This is a genomic window from Flavobacterium sp. GT3P67 (assembly GCF_004349155.1).
GTDB lineage: Bacteria > Bacteroidota > Bacteroidia > Flavobacteriales > Flavobacteriaceae > Flavobacterium > Flavobacterium ranwuense.
Genome location: NZ_SMLF01000009.1, coordinates 66,469 through 89,859, shown reverse-complemented (window position 1 = coordinate 89,859; position 23,391 = coordinate 66,469). Strand labels below are relative to the sequence as shown.

The window sequence follows — 23,391 nt, the reverse complement described above, 5'->3', positions numbered from 1 at the left end:
TTATAAATCTTAAAAATACTAAAAATGAGAAAATTATTAAAAACAACAATCCTGTTAATCGCCGTATTCTTTATTTCAAATACGGCTGTAGCCCAAAAAAATAATCAAAAAGTTGTTATCAAAACAACATTAAACTGCGATCATTGCAAGGAATGTGAAACGTGTGGCTTAAAATTTAAAACAGAAATGTTAAAAATTAATGGGGTAAAAATGTACACTCTTGATGATAAGGCAATGGCATTTACAGTATATTTTAATCCTAAAAAGACAGATTTAGAAACTATAAAAGTGGCTATTTCAAAACTGGGTTATGATGCCGATGATGTAAAAGCAGATCCTGCAGGCTACGAAAGACTAGATAATTGTTGTAAAGGATTGGAATAATGGAACAGAAATATGATGCAAAAAGCAAAATCGACAAGCAAACGGGATGTTGTACCGTTGACGTTGACTATAAATCAGAACATTCTAATGATGATGGACACGACCATTCTGGTGGAAATGACAGTTTGATTAAAATGTTCTTACCCGCAATTATTTCATTCGTTTTGCTTCTTGTTGCCATTGGTTTTGATAATTATTTACCGCAAACTTGGTTTACAGGTTGGGCAAGGATAATTTGGTATGTAGTTGCCTATTTTCCGGTAGGCTTCCCTGTTTTGAAAGAAGCATTGGAAAGCATTCGCAAAGGAGAAGTGTTTTCGGAATTTTTATTGATGAGTATTGCTACCATTGGTGCATTTGCTATTGGCGAATATCCCGAAGGTGTTGCGGTTATGCTTTTTTATGCCGTTGGAGAAGTGTTTCAAACCTTGGCAGTTCAAAGAGCAAAAACAAACATCAAATTATTATTAGACCAAAGACCTGATGAAGCAACAGTAATGAATGGAGAAAATGCGACTATAAAAAAAGCATCTGAAATAGCCATTGGAGAAATTATTCAATTAAAACCTGGAGAAAAATTAGCATTAGACGGAAAACTACTTTCTGATACGGCCTCGTTCAACACCGCAGCGCTAACAGGAGAAAGTAAACCGGATACCAAACAAAAAGACGAAACCGTTCTTGCCGGAATGATTAATCTGAATACGGTTGTTCTGGTCGAAGTGACAACTGTTTACACCGATAGTAAATTATCAAAAATTTTAGAAATGGTGCAGGAAGCAACAGCCAAAAAAGCACCAACCGAATTATTCATTAGAAAATTTGCTAAAATATATACGCCAATTGTAGTGCTACTTGCAATTGCCATTTGCCTATTGCCCATTTTATTTTTAGATGATTATGCATTCAATGATTGGTTGTACAGAGCCTTAATTTTTCTGGTTATCTCCTGCCCTTGTGCCTTGGTTATTTCTATTCCATTAGGATATTTTGGCGGAATTGGCGCAGCGAGTAAAAATGGGATTTTATTTAAAGGATCTAATTTTCTGGATCTAATGGCATCCATTCAAGTGGTGGTTATGGACAAAACGGGAACGTTGACCAAAGGGGTTTTCAAAGTACAAAAAGTCGTTGCTGTGGAAATTCCGGAAGCCGAATTAGTAAAATATACAGCCGCGCTCGAAACCAAATCGACACATCCCGTTGGGACTGCTATTATCGAATATGCAAAAGGGGCAGAAAAAAATGCAACCGTTACTGCTGTAGAAGAAATTGCAGGTCATGGCCTTAAAGGAAAAGTGGACGGGAATGAAATCTTGGCAGGAAACGTCAAATTGATGAAAAAATTCAATATCAGTTATGATGTCGAAATCGATAATACACCTTTCACGATTATCGTTATTGCAATCAATCAAAAATATGCAGGCTATTTTCTAATTGCCGATGAAATCAAGGAAGACGCCAAAGAAGCGATTCAGAATTTGCATAAAATAAACGTAAAAACCGTAATGCTTTCGGGTGATAAACAGGCCGTTGTAGATGCAGTTGCAAAAGAATTAAACATTGACCAAGCTTATGGTGATTTATTGCCAGAAAACAAGGTCGAGAAAGTCGAGGAATTGAAATTACAAAACCTAAAAATTGCATTTGTTGGCGATGGTGTAAATGACGCACCCGTAGTTGCCCTTGCCGATGCCGGAATTGCAATGGGCGGTTTAGGAAGTGACGCAACTATTGAAACTGCAGACATTGTCATTCAAAACGACCAGCCTGTAAAGATTTTTACAGCCATAAGCATTGGAAAACAAACTAAGAAAATAGTGTGGCAAAACATTACAATGGCATTTGTGGTTAAAGGCATTGTTTTAATTCTTGGTGCAGGAGGATTAGCCACCATGTGGGAAGCCGTCTTTGCCGATGTTGGTGTAGCTTTATTGGCGATTTTGAATGCGGTGAGAATACAGCGAATGAAGTTTTAAGTCTGAGACATTTATCGGGAGTACTTGAAAATTATTCGGAAGATTATCGTTTAAACCGAACGAAAAATAGGTTGTTGGATGGTTCCAAAATTAGCTTCATGCATTTTTTTTTCATTTACAGAAAATCCACTTGTTGGTCTTATAAATAAACAACAAAAGTAACCATCTTGATAACAACAAAATGTAGAACATTATCAAAGCTTATGTAAAACTTGTTCTACAGCTACAAAGAAAAACCCGCTCTGGTAGGAGCGGGTTTACTTAAAAAAATAATTATTTTTTCTTATTTAGAAAACTCTAAACCTTTTAATTTGTCCCAACCTCCACGAGTGAAATCAGGTATTTCAACAGGAGTCGAATTATTATCAAGAGAAATTTCCGTTAATGGAACAAGACAAGACCATTCCGCCAAGTCATAAACGTCCATATCCAATGGAAGCCCTTTTTGAAGGCAATAGATCAAACGATAATCCATTATGAAGTCCATACCTCCGTGACCGCCAACTTTTTTAGCTTGTTCTTCGATTCCCTTAACAATTGGATGCTTGTATTTTTCCATTAATGCTTTTTTTACCTCTGCAGGTACAAACTTGTGTGCACTTAAGTTTTCATGATTTGGAGCAATATCAGACCCAATTGCTTTTGAATCCAATGCATAACCCTCAACTGGATATTTGTTTGCAAAACCTTTTGTTCCGCTAACTTGATACATACGGCTATAAGGACGAGGAGAAGTAACATCATGTTGGATTTGGATTGTTTTTCCTTTTTCCGTACGAATCATGGTCATTGTATGATCCCCGTTTCTAAAGTCTTTTACTTCTATTCCAGATTTTTCTTTAATATACGCCGGATTACCAACTGCTTTAGTATCCATAGAAACCAAATAGTTCATTTTATCACCACGGTGGATATTTAGCGCCTGGCAAGCAGGTCCCATCCCGTGTGTTGGATAAATATCTCCACGGTGTTTTTTGTTATAATCCATACGCCAGTTGTTCCAATATTCACCCCAGAAAGGTTGCAAACCATGAATATATGCCCCTTCGGCATGAAGAATTTCGCCGAACAATCCTTGTTGAGCCATATTTAATGTGGTCAATTCAAAGAAATCATACACACAATTCTCCAATTGCATGCAATGTTTACGTGTTTTTTCGGAGGTATTAATCAAGTCCCAAATTTCTTCCATTGTCATTGCTCCAGGAACTTCAATAGCTACATTTTTACCATCTTTCATGGCTTGAACGCCAATTTTCGCATGGTTTTTCCAATCTGTTGCTACATATACAAGATCTACATTAGGAAGAGCAGTTACTTTTCTCCAAGCATTTTCATCCCCAAAAAATTCTTTTGCTTTAGGAAGTCCTGCTTTAGTAAGAATTTCATTTGCCGATTTAGTGTTGGTTTCCAACATATCACACAACGCAACAATCTCAACTCCCGGAATATGAGTCATACGCTCCACTGCACCTGGACCGCGCATACCTAAACCGATAAATGCAATACGAACATTGGGAATGGGAGCTGTAGCAAGACGTAATACATCCGTTTGTCCTTTATCACGTTTTGGAGCAGGAGTCTTTATCATTTGGGCAGACGAACCAACCCATCCTAAAAGGCAACACATAATTAATAGTGATTTAAAAATAGTAGATTTCATTTTAATGGTAAATTAAATAGTTAAAAAAAATAGGGAAGACAGTCTCTTATCGACTATCAACTTTATGCTGTTCTGTTTTGAATCAAATCATTTTATTTACAGCTTGGTTTAAAAAACCGATGCAATAATAGTTTTAATTTAAAGGCAAATTTTTTAAATTAATATCAAGCTTTTTATCGCTTAATGGTCTTGTAAAAACACTTTGAGTTTTAGTGAAATTATTAAAAAAACCTCCGTTTTTCAAATAGAATGAATCATTATTTAACAAACCTCCTGAATAATCCATACGGTAGCCAATAGTACCAGTATTGTCTGTTGTGAATTTTGCGGAGTTTGCCTCTGTCCAATTTCCGGTATCATCACAATACCATTGATTCTTGAATAATACTTCGCGAGACATATTCCCTTGTTCCGGAGAAAAGTTTTCTAAAAATGAATGAAATCGTTTTAAAAAAGTACTAGTTTCCGGACGGTTAAAGCTGGCGATTAATTGCCATTTGTTTAATTCAGGTGCAAAAAAGTAAGCGGTATAAGTGGTTGAATTATCGTTTTGCGGAGTTCCACGAAGTAAAAACTTATACGTGTTCCCAGCGATCCAATTGTATTTCAAATAACTTTGACCTCCAGAACCTTCATTACCGAATTCGCCTGTTTTTACGTCTGAACCTTTTTTAAGGAGTTTAATTTTTTTAGATTCCGGAATGCTTTTCGGATCATCTGTTACAAATGGGCTCCAAACGGAGAACAATATTCTACGCTCTTTACCAGAGTTAACTTGCATACCAAAATATCCTTCTGCAAAGCCATTTGCCATATAATAAGAACCTATAATATCTTGTCCTTTTGGAACCGTAACTTCGTTGTAATACCATTCGATGTTTTTATCTACAGGCACTTGATAACTTAAGTGTACAGATGGTCCTCTTCTTCCCCAATGATAAAAACTTCCTTCGTTATTTTGAACAAATGCAATTTTATCTTTAGCAATCGAACTGTTAATTGTTAATTTTGAAATAGCAGGAAAATTACTTTTATTCTTGCTGATCCCTTTTATTTTTAAAGCAACATAACCTGCTTCTTTAATTTCCCAACGTCCTATTTGATAAGAATCTTTTTTGGTATCGTTGAATTCAACTCTTTTGGATTCGCTATTTATGGTGAATTCTAAAGTTGATTTTCCAAGAACTACCAATGATTCTTTATCTATTGAGAATTGGAATACTCCTGGTTCAGAAATTCGAAAATAAGCGGTAAAATATTCCTCGGAATTGGTCCATTTTTCAATTCCATTTTTTGTAATGGTTTCAACTTCTCCAAGAGGGATAGAACTAAAAGCATTTCCACCTAGAGGCAAAGAAAATTCAATTATCATTTTGGAATTATCCTCATTAATAGCACTACTTCTGTCACTCCAAGAAGTAAGTGAAATCAATAATGTGATTGCTACTAGTTTTGCGAAAATTTTGTTTTTCATCTTAATTTTTTATACTTATTTCTATTCAGGGATTTACCTTTTCTGATACTTTTTACTCTTAAACAAATGACTTTTTTTAAAAACATCATTCTTGTCTAATTTTCAAAAGCATCAAATTTTGAACCAAAAAAAGAAGTATTATTTTTTTATTTATGACGAAATTATAGATTATATTTTTATAAAACAAGCAAAACAGCAAGAAATGTGCTCGAACACACAATATTTGTATTATTGAGCAATGAAAAAATATTTTATATGTTTTTTTATATTTAAAATGATGCTGTATTCATAAAATGATAATTGACGGTAGCACTCGTCTAATCAGTATTTTTTTTTAACACTATTTGCAATGATTGGGAGAGGAAAACAGCTCGTAAGAAGAATCATTCAAGTTAATAATAAAGGAATTAAATATTCTTTTTGAGCTAGAAATAGATTTGATGAATGTGTTTTAAACTCGTAATTTATTTCATTTTGAGCTTTAGTTGATTATTGAAAAAATGTGCTGAATTTTATTTTGAATTACCTAATAATACCAATTCAATATCAAGTATTAAAAGTGCAAATAATAAATGGCTGCGGTACCTTTCAAAGCAATCAATTAGTATTTTTTTTAATCGAATTTGTTCCATAACATGTATAAGATACATATAAAAAGCTCGAACAGTACTGTTCGAGCTTTTTAATAAATTGGTATTTCTGCAAGAAGCAAAAGTCCGCTATTAGATATATAAAATTACATCCACACAACTAAAAAGAGACTACATTTTTCAATATAGCTTGATTAATACATTCCTATTTCGGCTAGGGAAGCAAATTGCAAACCATCCCAGGCAGTGCTACCTACGATTTTAAAATAGCGAAACGTTTTTGGCGCAGCGAAATCAAAATACTGTGGACCATTTGAGTTGGCAAACGTATAAGGTCCGGCAGAGGTGAAGTTGATTCCATCAGTGCTGGTAAAAAGTTCCGCATTTTTTATGGCACGTTGTAAACCAGATCTTTGTGTAATACTTAATCCATTGGCTGTTTTAGAACTCCCCATATCAATTACAAATTGATGCGGATAAATTGCTCCAGTACCTGTCCATTGCGAATGCCAATAAGTAGCTGCATTCCCGTCAATTAAAATCGCAGCCAGTCCATTTGGAGTTGCTTCGCCAGAGGTTTCTTGAGAACTGAAAGAAACAACGCTCCATCCTGTCTTAGCTATTTCGTTACGAGTGGTAAAGTTCAGTACCGGTTTACCGGACAAAAAGGTATAGGAATAGATTGTCTCCGTTACACTACCATTTTGATGTACCAATTTCACTTTTAACTCATAAGCAATATTATCTGCTTTGAATTCCAGATCAGCTATAGGTATTTCTACAGCAAATCCATCAGTACTAACAGACTTAGAAGTCCATGTAATGGCATTATAATCTCTGTTGACACCCGTACCTTCGTTATTTACATTTGGATCATTGAAATACAATATATCTTTAACCAGAGAAGTACTGCTGTATTTTCCTGTAACTATAATTGCTGCTTTAGTGGCATCATAGCTCGCTTGTATTTCCTTGATAGAGGCAGTAACAGCATCATAATTATTATTGTTGCCGGTATTAAAAATTTGGTTTGTATTCAGCACCGCGCAATCAGCAGCGGTTAAAAACGTTTTTGAAATACCCCAAGTACTGTTACCGGCCCACATTAATGCCATCCCCAATGAACTATCCGACGAATATTTCTGACGGTTGTGCGGCAGATTCAATCCGTGTCCCAGTTCGTGCACCATACCGCCAATCCATTTGGTAGCTCTTATACCCAAAGTTCCTCCAGCTCCTAAATATTTGATGTCCTGATCGGCATAATCCAGTGCATAGCAATACTTACCCGTTCCATAAAAAGGAACTCCGCCCGGTTCTCCATTGGCATCATAAGTTGTTGCAGCTGTAATAACTAAATAATGATCACCTGTAAATTCTGTTGAATGTGAGGCTTTGTAATTTTCGATATCCAGTTTAATTGCACTAGCTCCCCCGTCATATGGGTAAGCAGATTTTCCTTTGCTTCCTGTTATTACAATCAATTTAATTCTTTTTTTGACTTCATCTTTTAATAAACCAAAAGTTTTATATCCATATCCATTACGCTCCATTTCTTTTCCATAAAAATCTTGCACATTTAAGAGAATCTCGCTTAAACGGCGATGGTAATCTGCTGGTGCCGTTACGTCATTAGGAATAAAATAAACAACGTTCAGGCTATGCGTTTTGTCGCTCGTATAATTAAACTCTGATACCGGTGTTGGTGCTGGATCAGGGCCATCATTGGAGCAGGACTGAAATGTGATTATGGAAATCAGCGAGAGGAATAGGATGAATTGTTTTTTCATAGTTTTTGGTTTATTTATAGTTAGTAATAGCGATTCAATCATTTTTTGTTAAAAAACTGCTGATCTATAAATTCTCAATCATTTGCATGCGATAATTTATGTTCTTTTCATTTGCAATTTTCAATTGAATGTGATTTAATGATTGATTTAGTTATATATGTTTTTTGGGTTTCGTAATATGGATTTCAAAAAGGAGACGTAATCCTTGCAGTAAATGAATTAAGCCTATTATACAGGTTAATTATTATATTTTCCATTTTGAACTAGTAAACTTGCTTGGTTTATCAGCTAATTTTAAGGTATGACAAACACACTACTTCAAACCTAATCAATAACTCATATTAAAAAAGGCACCATCATAAATAAATGTGATGACACCTTTTCAACTAACAAAAAAAAATATTATTTTAGAATAAGACTATTTCTTAATTGTATAAGGATTTCTCATCGTAAGTTCATACGTACCGGAATCATTAATTTTAATAGCCCATCTGATATAACCTCTGACAACGATATTTCCATTGGCATCCTTAAAAGGTGCATAAAATGAATCTGGTTTCACACCTTTTTCCGCTTCAAAAGCAGCTCTATCAAAAGTATAGGCATCATTTGTAGTTAAATAATACATTAGAAATCTATTAAGATCGTTTGGATCTCTATACGTCCTGGAATATTGTGGAAACGGTGGAGCCGGAAGCGCAAATGTGGTTCCGTTTGCACTTATTTCAGGCGTAATCGTATTGTCGTGGAAATTAGCTAAAGTAGCACCTCCGTTGACAAAAAAGATAACTTTGGAAGGAGCTATGGGAGTATTTTTACTATCTGCAACAATCATTTTTACTTTTATCCCTAATTTTGGTTCATCACTTACCTTCTTAACGGAAAAATATTTGTCCGTTCCATTCAGAACATTTGGAATTTTGGGATCAAATTGATTTACAACTTGATAATCTAAGGCACCAGTTAAAGCTCCGGTAGTTTGATTTACAAATTGTGTCTGAACACGGGTAGCATTAGGGAATTCAACCGCATTAAATGGCCCCAGTTTTACGTGTGTGAATTTATCTAGTTGACGTTCTCCACGGACGTTTTTAGCACTAATATTGATATTAAAATTATTTTTTACAACAAATTTAGTTGCTTGAGTAAATATAAACTCCCCACTCACGGGATTCATCAAAATGGAGGCTCTTTTCGAAAGCTCCAATTTTTTCATAGCCAATTCCAGCGTAGTATCCGTAGTAGGATCAAAAGACTTTTTCCAAATTAAAATCTCGTGTTCCTCTTGCAATTCAGTGGTTGGTTTCCCATCTTTATCCGTAATACCGGTGATCTTCCATTCTATCGGATAGGTAGATCCTTCGACAGCAGGAGGCACTGAAGACATAAACACGCCACGCGGAACGGTTATCGTATCTTGCAACGCATGTATATTATCACTGATGTAGCCCACTTCGGGCTGCTCACATGATGATATAAATGCAGTAATCATTAAAAAACAGATTATCTTTTTCATATGTAATTTTTTTATATTTTTTAAAGATTATATGAAATAAACCATGAGAAAATAATTTCAATCCGGTCTATTTCATATTCTTTATCGGTTATTAGATTAACTTACAATTTCAATTTATGGAGTTGGTATATAATTTGAAAAAATATGGTTCCCTTGAAGCACGTGGATGACCCCATTGGTAGAAAGTAAATTGGAGGTTCTAACCACTGTTTTCTTGTCAGCCTCTTTCACGTCATTAGAAATTGCATCAGTAGGATCCCAAGTCGCACCCACTTTAAAAGTGTAATACACATATTCCGGAAAATTATCCAGTTGTCCGGTATACTGCTCAACAGGTTCCAGTGAAAGCAATCTTTCCTCCCCACTATGGGTAGTATACACTTTTCCTACTTTTACCAGTTTACTACGATCTAAAGTTTGGTCGAAAATATAATTTCCCAACATAACTTTTAATTCCGCTACCGGAATATCATTTACCGTAAAGGTTGCCGTTGGGTCTAATTTTAGTTTTTTGGCCAAAATTGCTTTGACATAATTTTTGATCGAAAGATTATTCGGGGCAAAAAAAGTTGTTGATTTGGTATTCACCACATCAATCATATTTGCCCTTTGAATCAATAGCGCCAAAGTGTCTAGTTGTTTATTAGACTTTAAAAAGTCATACGTACTCATTTTTACATTTTGATCGGCTACACCCCCATCAACAAGGTAATCGTCGTTGGAGCATGAATAAAAGCCAAATAGAATGATTATTAGTATTACTATATTTTTCATGTTTTATCCTTATTAGGTTATTAAATAATTTACAATCTTCCTTTCCAGTAATCGGTCTGGATAATTGCTGAATTAATGGAGATAATTGAAGGATCAACAGGCCAAAAATAGCCTTCCTTGGCGGTTCTGGCCGGATTCGTCCAATTTACTCCTGTATAATAATTCATTCTGATCCTGTCAAATCCTGATTGCGCTTCTCCTACCAACTCAATGGCACGTTCGTCAAAAATAGTTTTAGTAAGCGACGCTCTATCTGTAGCTCCGGTATAATTAGGAACATTAGCTTTACTTCTGATTATATTGATATCAGCAACAGCCGCTGAAGGATTATTCAATTTCATATTGGCTTCGGCTCTAAGAAGATAAATATCAGCCAATCTGAAAATCAAAATATTGGATTCCGAAAAATTAGCATAGGTATCCGTCGCACTTGGATCTTTTGATCGATGCGAATATTTTGTAAGATAGGATTCATCTGATCTATTATAATCAGAGAAAAATAAATCTTTACGCACATCATTGTCTCTGTCAGAGTCACTATCCATCATCTTAGACCCATAAAATTCAGGATCGATATAGGGCGATTTGTCATAGTTTGCTTCTTTAAAAACAGGATAATTTAATGTTAATCCCGTATGCGTGTTATCATCACTAGATACTCTGAAAGATTCATTCATCTCAGAACTGATATTGATTTCAAAAAGACTCGTTTTCGATTGTCCGATACACATTTCATCAAAATCTTTATTTGTAGCAGTACCTGTGATAGGGTCTACAACAAGATTAGTAGTATAATCAATAAGTGATGCGTTACTATTGTTGATTACCGAAGTGGCTGCAGCAACAGCCTGAGCAATCATTTGTGGATTATTATTATCCCTGCTGGCATACCATAAGGCGATGTGCGCTTTCAAGGCCTCAGCACTTCCTCTATTGGCTGTAATGGCCCATTTAGGATTTCCAGGTGATGAATATTGCAATAGACTGATGGCTTTGTTGGCCGCTGCCAGAGAATAATCCAAAACTTTCTTCTCCTCTTCTCTCGCTTTTGTAACGATATAACCATCACCTCCTATTAGCTGATCTGAAGACTCAATAACCTCATCAATAATAGGCACATCACCCCAAATACGTGCCATATAAAAATACGACAGCGATCTGATGAATGCAGCCTCACCAATAATCCTATTTTTTTCGGCTACCGATTTAAATTTACTGTCTGGCATTTTGCTTACATGTTTTTCAATAGCAAGAGCCCAGTTAGCAGCTCTGTAAAAACCTTTCCAGTTGCGGGTATTGTCTCTATAGGCCAATACATAATTTCCACTTCCTTCAATATAATTCGAAATCCAGTTGTTACTATTCATAAAGGTCATGCCGGTAAACTCTCCCCAATAAAGAAAGGCGGAATTATCCGTTAGCGTATTTTTCAACAATCCGTAACAGCCGGCAACGGCCGATTCCGCATTGGGTTGAGAAACCCAAAAGTTATCCGGAGTTGTAATACTTAAAGGTTCTTGGTCTAATATGTCCGAACAGCCTATCATGCTGAACAAACCCAAAACCAGGACGCTTACTTTAATTTTTATATTTTTTTTCATTTTCAATTCATTTAAAATTTAACATCCAATCCAAAAGAAACCGTTTTTGCTTGCGGATACCCATTACCATACGTATATCCGTGTTCATCTACCTGAGAAGCATCTGTAACCGTTTTAGATCGTTGCCATTGGTACGGATTTAATACAGAGCCGTAAATACGAACACGTGATAAATTTAATTTTTCTAAAATAGGACCTTTATCAAACGTGTATCCTAAGGAAGCATTGGAAATTTTCCAAAAATCACCGCTCTCCATCCATAAAGATTGACCATCTCTAAATCTATAATAAGGCGGTAAACCATTGACCGAAGGATACAGTGCCGGGAAACGTACTCCAGCAGCACCATCACCCGGTTGTTGCCAGAAAGTCAGGTTGCTTAAATCAGCTAAACCTTTTTGAGCCCATTCTGTATCTCCTCTATCGTATCGATCCATATAACCCTGTAGAACCGTATTCATAATATCAGATCCAAATGAGAATTGACTATAGGCTTGCAAATACCATCCTTTGTATTTTAAGTTCACATTAAACGAACCTATAATATCCGGCGTAGGTTTAAATTTAGTGTCTAATATATTATCTTTTAGTCCGTCCTCATCTGATAGAAGATAATCTCCGTTATAATCTTTCCAGATAGGAAAACCTGGGGCTATTGCTGCCCAAGCGCCTTTACCATGAAGCGGTTGTCCTGTATAAGGGTTCACCGGCAATTGACTCATGTTATCCAATATATATTCGTTTCTGAATAACACTGGAAGGTTAAGCGGTAAGCCAACAACATATCCAAAACCTCTGCCATTGACATCTACTCCATAGAAATCTCTGTTTCCATTAGGAAGTTTGGTCACAAAATTTTTGTTTTGGCTAAAACCAGCTGTTAACTCCAGATTCCAATCATTCGCTCTTGGAAAAACCTGCCATTTAATCATGGTTTCCCATCCGTAGTTCATTACCCCGGCAACATTCGCTTTAGCTTTATTATAACCTGAATAAGCAGGGAAGAGTACATCAAAAAATAATTTATCTGTTTTTTTGTTATACGCATCAAAAGTTACGTTTACTCTATTGTCAAACAAATCCAAATCTACCCCTATGTTCCATTGTTTTGAATTTTCCCAAGACAGTTTTGAATTTCCAATGGCATTATAATTAGGTACAACCCCTGTCACTCCTCCATAAGTAGAAACATTCATTGTGTTTGACCATAATGGATTTCCTCCGTATCCTAGGTCATAAGACCCATATCTTAAAAAGTTGGCGTCAAATTGTTTCCCGTTTACACCATAACTGGCTCTTAGCTTACCATAACTTAAAATATTTGAAGTATTGCGTTTGATGAAAGGCTCATCAGAAAATATCCAACCCACAGATACGGATGGGAATTTTGCCCAACGTACATCTTTACCAAAACGGGAAGATCCATCAATACTATAACTACCATCAATCATATAACGCTCTTTGAATCGGTAACCGAAGCGTCCAAAATAAGACAGCAATGCGTTGGATTCTATACTCGTATAACCATACATCTCTCCTTTAGTATATCGATCATTGATTACTTGGATAGCATCACTACCAAAACCTTGAGCCCAAAGACCCATGTCTTCGTATTTGTTATAATCTGTTTTAGTACCCAAAATACCGGTAAAAGTGTGATCCTTAACCGTTTTATAATAACTTAAATAAATATCCGACGATAAATTTTTACGAGTATATAAAGCATAACTGGCTAAACCATCTCCTTCCTCACGAAGCGTTGAAGGTTCGTAATAGTTTTTCTTTTCGGTACTGTACACAAAATTAAATTGGGTATTGAATGTAAGTCCATCATAGAGATTAAACCTGGAAAAGTTCGAAATCGTAGTTAGAATAGCTTCATCAGTATTCAATTTCTCGTTCAATTCTCCCCTGAATGATTGCTTTTTTTCATCCGAAATATAAAACAAAGAGGAGTTTAAGCTGGCTGGATCCGTTGGTAAAGTAGTGTTAAATTGAAAATTACCTTGATCTGGATTCCCTTGCCCTGTTTGATTGTCCGTAAAAGTTAAACTTATTCGAAGTTGGTTTTCAAAACTTTTTCCAACTTTTGAATTTAAATTCGTGGCCAAAGTATAGCGCTTAAATCCAGAGTTTTGAATTACTCCTTCTGCGTTATCATATCCTAATGACACTCTGTAATTTGAAGTTTCAGATCCACCTCTCACACTTAAATTGTATTTTTGAGTAAGTCCTGTTCTATAAAACATCCCTTGATAATCCACATTGTTATTGAATGCAGGATTCAAACTGTCAGATAGCACCATCGGTACTTGAGTACCTTGTGCATATTGTGTTTTCCACCATTTGTCAATCATACCCATTTTAGCATTTCTTTCTGCTGAGCCTACTAACATAGGAACCAATTGAGGAATTGGCGAAATACCCGTATTCATCGAAAAATTAAATTCTGGCTTGTCTAAAGCAGTACCTTTTTTGGTCGTAATAATAATTACCCCATTAGCACCACGAGATCCATAAATGGCAGCAGCAGAGGCGTCTTTGAGTAAATCGATACTTTCAATGTCATTTGGATTCAATGAAGCCAAAAAGTCTGTATTAGAGGTGTTGTATCCTGCTAAATCTTCCAAGGAAGTTTGCACTCCATCAATCACATATAGCGGATTGCTATATCCTGTACCATCAACACTTCCTGACATATTCGAGTTACCACGAATAACAACAGAACCTCTTCCTCCGGGAGCTCCACTTTGACTAGGAGTCTGGACCCCTGTGGATAAACTGGCTATCAAAGCAGATACACTTAATACGGGTATCGATTCTAATTGTTTACTACTTATAGTGGTAACTGCAGCATTCACATTTTTTTTATGCGCCTTTTGATATCCAATAACCACAATGTCACTTAATTCGTTTTGTTCTGGTTTAAGTCTAATTTTGATTTCTTTTTGGTTGTCTACCGTAATTTCTTTAGTGACATATCCAATAAAGGAAACGACCAAAACATCCGTATCTTTAGCTACGATGGAAAAGCTTCCATCTTGTCCTGTAGACACCGCCTTTGTTGATCCTTTTATTTTAACAGAAGCTCCAGCAAGGTTTTCCCCTAATTCTCCCGTTACTTTTCCGGTAATGGTGATGTCTTGTACTACTTTTATGCTCTCAAAACCTCTTTTTATGATGTCTTTTCCGTGGTTAAGAGAAAAATTTTCATTGTTTGCGAAGGCAGTGAGGTTAAAAAATATAAGACATAAAAATGCCGCTTTTTTTGTTGTCCAAGGAATTATTTTTTTTTGCCTTGTAAACTTCTCGGACTCTTCCGAGTGTAACTTTCTTTTCATAAATTTGGTTTGGTTAATGGTTAATAAAAGTTGTTATCTAATGTTTGGTTCTTTTATGATTAATGTAAATCCATACTACTGTTGCTCATTTTCAAAAGACATGAATTCATGAGTTCTTTTACTCGTTATATTTTACATGCTTTAACATTCTCTTTTTTCTAAAATCCAACTAAAGCAAAATTTAATTAGTTGCTGTTTTTTTTTCGAAAAACAATTAGATAGTATTATAAAAAAAGGTCAATCACTTTTCTATTTCACTTCCTTTTTTAGGACTATTTGTCTTTATAAAATAATCCATTCTTTTTCAGAATTTTTCTAATTAAAATAATCAAAAAGCAATATTTTTAAGATTGAAATCTATTGATTAAACTCTTAATTATGCCGAAAGTATATTTTTTTTTATTACAAAACAATAAAATGCATGAAAAATGTGCTCGAACACATAATAATTTTGTTCTCGAGCACAAAAAAAACATAAAAAACATTTTTTTTTATAATTTTTTGCCCTTTCCGTAATAATAACACTTAGCACAACGCCTGTTTAATTAATGTCTTTAATTAAGGGATGCTCAAAGAAGTAAAATATAAACAACATCTTTTACATTGATACTGAATTAGTTTAGTTTTATTTTAAAATAAAACCGGGTCGCATAAATCTTATTTTTATTTCATTCTAATTCGATGTAATTTCTTGAGAAATGAATTAAGCATTGCTATTATTTAAGGCGACAAATCCCTTTTTTTAAAAGCTATTTTAAGATTCTTAAAACTTTGCACTTCTCAATAGTTTTTAATTATATTTGGCTAAAATTTCAGGCAGTTTTTAGATATTGAATCAAGACCTATTGTACTGTATAAATAGCTGTGAGCTTTAAATAAATTTCATTCGAAAAGAGGATGTAATATTGATATTTGAGTACTAAAAAAAGTTAATACTAAAGTGATATGAAACAAGAAGTGAATACCTATGAGGTAAATTTAATAGATAAAAATCAGCTGAATATTTCCGGAAATGGAGATGATAAATTATGGGATAATGCTATTATTTTAGATGATTTTATTTCTCCGTGGAGTACTGAAGATGGATCAGAAATTATATTTAAAGCACTTTGGGATCGAGAAAAATTATTTTTTAATTTTACTGTTTTTGATACCGAAATTCATATAGAAAAGCAGGATGATAGTATTGAAAGTATTAATAATTCTGATAGAGTTGAGCTTTTTTTTAGATCTGATGCTTCGCTAAATCCGTATTATTGTTTGGAGATTGATCCTTCACCAAGGGTTATGGATTTTATGGCGCATCCCAATAAGGACTTTGATTTTAATTGGAATTGGCCCAAGAATGATTTAATAGTTAAATCATCCATAAATGCTAATTCTTTTACAGTTGAAGGATCCATTAGTATCGAATCTCTAAGAAGTTTTAATCTAATCAAAAACAATACAATAGAAGCCGGTGTTTTTCGAGCAAAGTATATAAAGGCACAAAATGAATGTTTAGAACCAAACTGGATCACTTGGGTAAACCCAAATACTGAAACCCCAAATTTCCACATCGCTTCTTCCTTCGGAGTCTTTGTTTTAAAAGAATAGAATGGTGTTATTCAATATAATACTCCGCATTTTCAGAATTTACAATGTCAATAGGTAAAAGAATCATTTCTGGAATTTCTTTATGAAAGAGAAAATGTTCCACTAAAGATATTATTCCCAGATATGGATGTGCTAACTAAGCGTGGAGTTCCAGTTAAGAACAAAACCTTAACTTTAGACCATGAAAGAAAATCGTAAAACTTACGACCTCATTTTCAAAGAGAAAGCAGTCCAATTAAGTTATGAAAGAGACAATATCTCACAACTAGCAAAAGAACTTGGAGTATCATCTGCATTGCTATATAAATGGAGACAAGATTATCAAGAATTTGGAACAGGACGTTTTCCTGGAAAAGGCAATTTAAAATTAAGTCCTGAACAAGAAAAAATTCATGAACTCGAAAAAAAATTAAAAGAAGCAGAATTAGAACGTGATATCTTAAAAAAGGCAATAAGCATCTTTTCCAAGGGAGGTCGATGATTTATCTTTTCATAAAAGACCATGAAAAAATATATTCGATTGAAAAGATGTGCAAAGTTTTAGCAGTAAGCAATAGCAGTTACTATAAATGGAAAAAACAGGTTGTTTCAGAAAGACAAAAACGAGTGGTTTTAATAAAAGAGGCAATAACTTGTATATATTTTAATGCTAAACAGCGGTATGGAAGCCCCAGAATTACTTTAGAGCTGCAAAATATAGGATATCAAATATCCAGAATAACAGTAGCCAAATACATGAAACAATTGGGGTTGTACAGTAAATTGAGTAGTAAATTTAAAGTAACAACCAATTCAAAACATAATCATTTTATTGTTCCAAATATTTTAAAAAGAGAGTTTACAGTGAAAAATCTTCCTAAGCCTTGGGTTTCAGATATCACTTATATTCAAACAAAGGATGGATTTTTATATCTGACAATTATTTTGGATTTGTTCGACAGAAAAATAATTGGCTGGAGTCTAAGCAATGGATTGAGTACTAAACAAACTACATTATCAGCTTGGAAAATGGTGGTTAAAAATCGAAAAATCACAGATGAATTGATATTCCATTCCGACAGTGGCATACAATACGCCAATATAAACTTTACTAATATGCTCGACTCTTATAAAACTGTCACAAGAAGTATGAGCCCTAAAGGAGACTGCTGGGATAATGCTGTTGCTGAAAGTTTTTTCAAATCATTAAAAACAGAATTAATTTATGGAAATAAACTAATTTCTAAAGAGCAGATGGAACTTGAAATTTTTGAATACATCGAAATTTGGTATAATAAAAAAAGAAGGCACTCTGCTTTGAACTATAAAACCATTGAAGAATTTAATAAATTAACTAATTACAAAAATGTAGCTTAACTTTTTCTCTACTTTTTGTTTGCATATCCAACGGCATCAGCAATGTTATGTGATTTTTTACTTGATGACTTCCAAAGAATCCTCTTAAATTACTATTTAAGAGGAATTCTAAAGAGAGTCTTTGGGCATTATTAGCTAACGCATTTATTATTGGTTCTGAGTTAAAGTTCCCGGGTATGCATTTATTTCTGATTGAGGAATGTATTGTACCACGCGAGGGCTTGTTGCAGGAACATCTTCCATCGCAGGATGTGGTCCAGGATAACGACGGCTCATTGTTTGTCCGTTTCTATATACATCATACCCTCTATGTGCTTCAAAAGCTAATTCTAATTGACGCTCTTCATCTATAAGTTGGATCGCATTGGCACTAGTTAATGAAGTATATCCAGCACTAGGAATTGATCTTTCTCTTACTATATTCAGATTGATGCGAGCATTTGTGTAATCTCCTTTTTTAGCATACGCTTCTGCCATATTCAAATACATTTCTGCTAATCTTGAAATGGTAGGAGAATGCAGATGAGAATCATTATCCTGTAAAGAGCATTTAGTGACATAGTACATTGGATATACGCGGTTTAACAACATCATATAATCTTTTTCACCTATATACGTTTTCCCTTTATAGACAATTGAATAACTATTCTCAGCAGCATTAACTTCTGTCAGATTGTATTTAACATTTGCAATATCTATGTAAAATGTACCGTCAGTATTGCGTTTAAGCGGTTGCTGCAAGTAGTTATATCCCGTTTGTGTTCCGCCAGTATTGAACGAATCATGGATAAAACGGAATGCTTCTGTTTTATTTTTGGTTGCATCAGTCACATATTGAGGCTCAATAAATGCCCAACGAGCATCATTTTTCTTACCTGCCTTGCGCAGTAAATCTAAATATTTGGCACTGGCATACATTTCGCCCCAACCTTGTCCTTGAATATTGGCATACATACCACCAATCCCGTAATAATGATCAAAACCAGAGAACTCTGAAGCCACACGTTTTACTGCAAAGATGGTTTCGGTTTGTCCGGCTGCATCAGGAGCAAAGGTGTTGTATTTCATAAAATCAGCTCTGCTTAGCAAATTGTAATTACCGCTCGCAATTACTTTATTAGCATAATCTATAGAAAGAGTAGCATATTCTTGATTTGGACTTTGGTACGTTCCGCTCATATACAAATAAACCCTTGATAGCATCGCTTGCGCTGCCTCTCTGGTTGCGTAAGTCGCACTACGTTTTACTGTCATTAGCGCTTCTGCTTTTTTCAAATCATTTATAGCTTGTTGGTAACTATCTTTAATTGTGGATCTGTCTGGAAGATGTAAATTATCTATATCAGCAGGCATTCCATTTACAATTGGCACTCCCAAATTAGATTCAGGTGATTGTGCATAGGGTCTGCCGTACGTACGAGATAAATAAAAATAAATCATTCCTCTTAAATAATAGGCTTCCCCCAATTGCTGATCAATTTGCGCATTTTCTCCTTCCGAAATAATTTTTATTAAGTCACTTGATTGTGAAATAATTTTATAACTGTTGTTCCAAAAAACAGATAATCTTCCGTTATCCGGTATGTGTTGGTACGAAATAAAGGAATAGAACGCATCCGTAGAAGTTCCTCGTATCATAATATTATCCCCAGGATATTCCCCTACTCTGTGCATAACATCTGACCAACCTTTAAGTTGTGCATAACACCCATTCAAAAGCACTTCGACAGCTGCTTCCTTATCTGCAAGGATTTTGTCCTCGGTGTAAGCATTAAACGGTTCTCTCTCTAGCTCACAAGAGGATAAGAAACTCATTGTAATAAATAATATAAATATCTTTTTCATGATTTTTTTTTTAAAGAGTAAGATTAAGTCCTAATACAAATTTGCGTGTCTGTGGATATACTGATGTTGCAACTCCTGTAATTTGAGTTTGACCATTTACAGTTGCTGGTGGTATCTCAGGATCAACTCCAGAGAAATGAGAAATGGTAAATACGTTTTCTGCGGCTACAAATAGTCTAAGATTAGAAATGTTCAACCGCTCAACATTTAGGTTGTATCCTAAAGAAAGGCTTCTCATTTTTAGATATGTTCCAGTTTCTAAGAAACGAGACGATACTTTGTTTGAGTTACTTTTATTGTTATAACTCGCTTGAGGATGCGTAGCAATATCTCCCGGTTTTTCCCAACGACTCCATCCGCTGTGCAGATTCATTTGGTTACGATCCGTATATGCTCCATCTGAATCAAATTCTGCTCTGGCATAATTATAAATTTCACCTCCTACTGAATAAGAGAACATGGCAGCAAGATCAAAATTCTTATAGTTCAAATTCGTTGAAAACCCACCAAAGAAAGAAGGAGTATATGCTCCCATAGCAATCGGTGTTTTTGAAGCAGCACTATAACTGAAGGTTTTAACGCGTTCTCCTGCTGCATTGGTTTCAAACCACTGTGGTTTTCCGGTCTCTGGATCTACACCAGCCCATTCCGTAAGGTACCACGTATCTACATCTTTTCCCGGAGTCAATAGTTTAGAGGCTGAACCGGCAATACCAGACCCATCTCCAACAATGATTTGTTTTCTTTCACCATAAAGACTCGTAACTTTGTTTCTATTCACGCCAATATTAGCATCAACAGACCATTGCCAATCTTCATTTTTAATAATTTCAACATTAAGTGCCGCTTCGAAACCTTTGTTTCTTACAGCTCCTACGTTTTTCCAAATACTGGTAACTCCAATTACTCCAGGTAAAGGAACTTGGTACAATAAACCTGAGGTATCTTTATCATAATAGTCTAAAGTAAGGTTGAATCTTCTTAAAAACGAAATATCTAAACCAACTCCGGTTGTATACGTTTTTTCCCAACTTAAATCAGGATTCGCGATTTGAGAGATAATAGCCCCTGGATTTTCATTGTAACCTGTCGTTAAAGAATACAATGCATAATGTGGATAAAGGCTGTTTGGTCTATTTCCAACAGATCCGTAACTCGCTCTAAGTTTTAAATTTGTAATATAATCTGCTTTAAAAAAGTCCTCTTTATGAATATTCCATCCACCACTTACAGAGAAGAAATTTCCATATTGTGAATTAACTCCAAAATTTGAAGCCCCATCACGTCTTAAAGAAACTTGTGCTAAGTACTTATTATCATACGTATAATTAACATTCGACAATAATGATTGTACGGCCCATTGTGCTCTGCTTCCTTTCACTTTTTCAGGAATTGAAGCTACATCACCCACTATAAATCCTGGCGCAAATCCTGTAGCAATTCCTTCTGTGTTTTTAGAGTTGAATTCATTCCATTCATAACCTGCGATAGCATTAAAATCATGCTTTCCGTATGACTTATTGAATTTGAATAGTTGGTTGGTATACGCTCTATTATAAGAACTCATGTAGTCTTCAATTCTACCTTTTACGGCTAATCCGCTGGAAGAACGTGGGTCTGAATAGTACATAGAATTAGAATGTGAAAAGATATAGTTATTTACAGAAGCAAATGTTAACCAATCCGTAAGTTTTATATCAAAGTCAAAATTACTTCTAACATCGTAAGATTGCGATTCGCCGTAATTCCATTGTAAATCATACAAATAGTTAGATCCAGTTGTGTTTACCCATGTTGGATTTGGTTGATTTCCCACCAAAGTGCCATCTGCTAAATACGGATTGTCCCAAGGCATATTGCCATACATTGCCCCTACAGAATGTTGCTTATTTAACACATCTCTCCGTGAAGCATTGATTTGAGGTTTTATTGTCAACCAATTATTTACTTTATAGCTGAATTTTAAGAGCAGATTGTATCGGTTAAAATCATATCCTTTTATAGCAGCAGTTTCATCATACACCCCCAAAGAAACGTAGCTTTTAAAATTTTCAGTACCTCCACTTATTGCCAGGTTATGATCTGTTGCTAAACCTGTTGTTGTGGCATTGTCCCACCAGTCAAAGTTTTTGTTTCTTAATTCCGGATTCCACCACCAAGCAGTTGAAAAATCTTGTTTATTCGAAAATGAATCGTATAAATCATACAATTCAGCACCGTTCATAATATCAAAATTACCTGTATTCAAAGTCGTAGCAGCCATTTTTGTAGAAAAACTAATAGTTGTTTTTCCAGATTTCCCGCTTTTTGTTGTAACAACGATAACACCGTTTGCTCCTTGCGAACCATACACAGCAGTAGAAGCTGCATCTTTAAGCACTGTCAGACTTTCAATATCGGTAGGATTAATATTTCCGGCGCTGCTTCCTATAATAACTCCGTCAACTACCCATAAAGGATCGGTACTCCCGTTTACAGTAGTTTTTCCTCGAATGATTATTTTTCCTGAAGATCCTGGCTGACCAGATCCTGAAGTTACTTGAACCCCCGTAGCTTTACCTGCCAATAAATTTTCGACAGAAGGAGTTGTTGCATCTGTAAGCTTCTTATTAGTAACCGTTTGCAATGAGCCCGTAAGACTTTCTTTTTTAATCGTACTATACCCTACAATAACTACTTCATTTAATTTTTGACCTGTTTCTTTTAAAATAATTTTTAACGGTCCAACGCCAATGACAACCTCTTGTTCTTCCATTCCAATGAACGAAACAACTAAAGTGTTGCTATTTCCCAATACTTCAATAGAAAAATTACCATCAGCATCTGTCTGAACTCCTACTGTAGTCCCTTTGATAAGTACATTAGCTCCAGGCAGAGGTGCACCACTTTCATCAGTCACTTTACCTTTTACAATTTTCTGAACTAGTGATACATTAGTATCGTATAATGTAACCGTTTTTATAGTCGAAGCAGTGGAAACTTGAAAAGTTAAAGCTAACAAAGAAAGAATTGTTAGTTTTATTTCTTTGTGGGACAGATTGTTTATCCCTAAATCCCTTGGTTTTTTTTGGGTTAATAATTTCATACTCTTAAATGATTTTGGTTAATAATTAATTGTTTGATGTTTGTTTTGTATGTATCCTTTTGGGTTGAGAAAAATTGATTCTGAAAAAACTGATTTGTAATTTCTTAATCGATCTGTTTTTTATTCAAATCATCCCCTGATTTTTCAATTCACATTTCTGGATTTATACTTTTTTTATCCTCTTATTTAATCTTTAAAGCATTAAATTTTGATCTAATAAAAGAGGTGTTATTTTTTAATATGTGACGAAACTATAGATTATATTTTTATTAAACAAGGAAAAACATAAAAAATGTGTTCGAACACACGATATTTATGTTCTCGAACACATAAATATTATACAAAACGTTTTTTTAGTACTAAAATTTTAGTTTTTCAATAATAGAAACCTCCTAAA

General features: G+C 34.8%; 13 protein-coding genes. 4 read left to right on the top strand and 9 right to left on the bottom strand.

Going from position 1 to position 23,391, the window contains the following annotated elements; translation table 11 throughout:
- Positions 1-24: 24 nt before the first annotated feature.
- Together E0H99_RS14135 and E0H99_RS14130 are read left to right on the top strand one after the other, a co-directional pair.
- A complete protein-coding gene (locus E0H99_RS14135; RefSeq protein ID WP_131996879.1) occupies positions 25-384 on the top strand; it encodes a heavy-metal-associated domain-containing protein in 360 nt (119 codons plus the stop codon).
- Complete coding sequence (locus E0H99_RS14130) at positions 384-2,363, top strand: heavy metal translocating P-type ATPase (RefSeq protein ID WP_131996876.1); 1,980 nt, start codon at positions 384-386, stop codon at positions 2,361-2,363. Before E0H99_RS14135 ends, E0H99_RS14130 begins: the two co-directional genes overlap by 1 nt.
- Before the next feature lie 283 nt (positions 2,364-2,646).
- Here the strand turns inward: E0H99_RS14130 and E0H99_RS14125 are convergent, their stop codons facing one another.
- From E0H99_RS14125 to E0H99_RS14095, 7 genes are all read right to left on the bottom strand, one after another.
- A complete protein-coding gene (locus tag E0H99_RS14125; protein WP_394346064.1) occupies positions 2,647-3,993 on the bottom strand; it encodes a Gfo/Idh/MocA family protein in 1,347 nt (448 codons plus the stop codon).
- A gap of 166 nt (positions 3,994-4,159) precedes the next feature.
- Positions 4,160-5,500, bottom strand: a complete 1,341-nt coding sequence (locus E0H99_RS14120) for a DUF3472 domain-containing protein (RefSeq protein ID WP_131996870.1) — start codon at positions 5,498-5,500, stop codon at positions 4,160-4,162.
- Between the two features lie 784 nt (positions 5,501-6,284).
- On the bottom strand, positions 6,285-7,880 hold the full coding sequence (locus E0H99_RS14115) for a discoidin domain-containing protein (protein WP_165930305.1): 1,596 nt from the start codon (positions 7,878-7,880) through the stop codon (positions 6,285-6,287).
- Positions 7,881-8,298: 418 nt separating this feature from the next.
- Positions 8,299-9,396 carry a DUF5007 domain-containing protein gene (locus tag E0H99_RS14110; protein ID WP_131996864.1) on the bottom strand — a complete coding sequence of 366 codons (1,098 nt, stop codon included), beginning with the start codon at positions 9,394-9,396 and terminating at the stop codon, positions 8,299-8,301.
- A 114-nt stretch (positions 9,397-9,510) separates the two neighbouring features.
- Positions 9,511-10,170 (bottom strand): fasciclin domain-containing protein, encoded by a 660-nt coding sequence (locus tag E0H99_RS14105; RefSeq protein WP_131996861.1) that lies wholly within the window; start codon positions 10,168-10,170, stop codon positions 9,511-9,513.
- 29 nt (positions 10,171-10,199) lie between these two features.
- A complete protein-coding gene (locus E0H99_RS14100) occupies positions 10,200-11,771 on the bottom strand; it encodes a RagB/SusD family nutrient uptake outer membrane protein (RefSeq protein WP_131996858.1) in 1,572 nt (523 codons plus the stop codon).
- Positions 11,772-11,782: 11 nt separating this feature from the next.
- The gene (locus tag E0H99_RS14095) at positions 11,783-15,112 is read right to left on the bottom strand and encodes a SusC/RagA family TonB-linked outer membrane protein (RefSeq protein WP_131996855.1); all 3,330 of its coding nucleotides are present in this window, start codon (positions 15,110-15,112) and stop codon (positions 11,783-11,785) included.
- Positions 15,113-16,057: 945 nt separating this feature from the next.
- Here E0H99_RS14095 and E0H99_RS14090 point away from each other — a divergent pair.
- Together E0H99_RS14090 and E0H99_RS14080 are read left to right on the top strand one after the other, a co-directional pair.
- On the top strand, positions 16,058-16,708 hold the full coding sequence (locus E0H99_RS14090; RefSeq protein WP_131996852.1) for a sugar-binding protein: 651 nt from the start codon (positions 16,058-16,060) through the stop codon (positions 16,706-16,708).
- 181 nt (positions 16,709-16,889) lie between these two features.
- Positions 16,890-18,064 (top strand): IS3 family transposase gene (locus E0H99_RS14080; protein ID WP_240723489.1). Its coding sequence is split into 2 segments (ribosomal slippage): positions 16,890-17,145 and positions 17,145-18,064, totalling 1,176 coding nucleotides; the frame shifts between segments, so codons are not numbered across the junction.
- A gap of 147 nt (positions 18,065-18,211) precedes the next feature.
- Here the strand turns inward: E0H99_RS14080 and E0H99_RS14075 are convergent.
- The gene (locus E0H99_RS14075; protein ID WP_131996849.1) at positions 18,212-19,909 is read right to left on the bottom strand and encodes a RagB/SusD family nutrient uptake outer membrane protein; all 1,698 of its coding nucleotides are present in this window, start codon (positions 19,907-19,909) and stop codon (positions 18,212-18,214) included.
- Positions 19,910-19,919: 10 nt separating this feature from the next.
- Positions 19,920-22,994, bottom strand: a complete 3,075-nt coding sequence (locus E0H99_RS14070; RefSeq protein WP_131996846.1) for a SusC/RagA family TonB-linked outer membrane protein — start codon at positions 22,992-22,994, stop codon at positions 19,920-19,922.
- Positions 22,995-23,391: the final 397 nt, after the last annotated feature.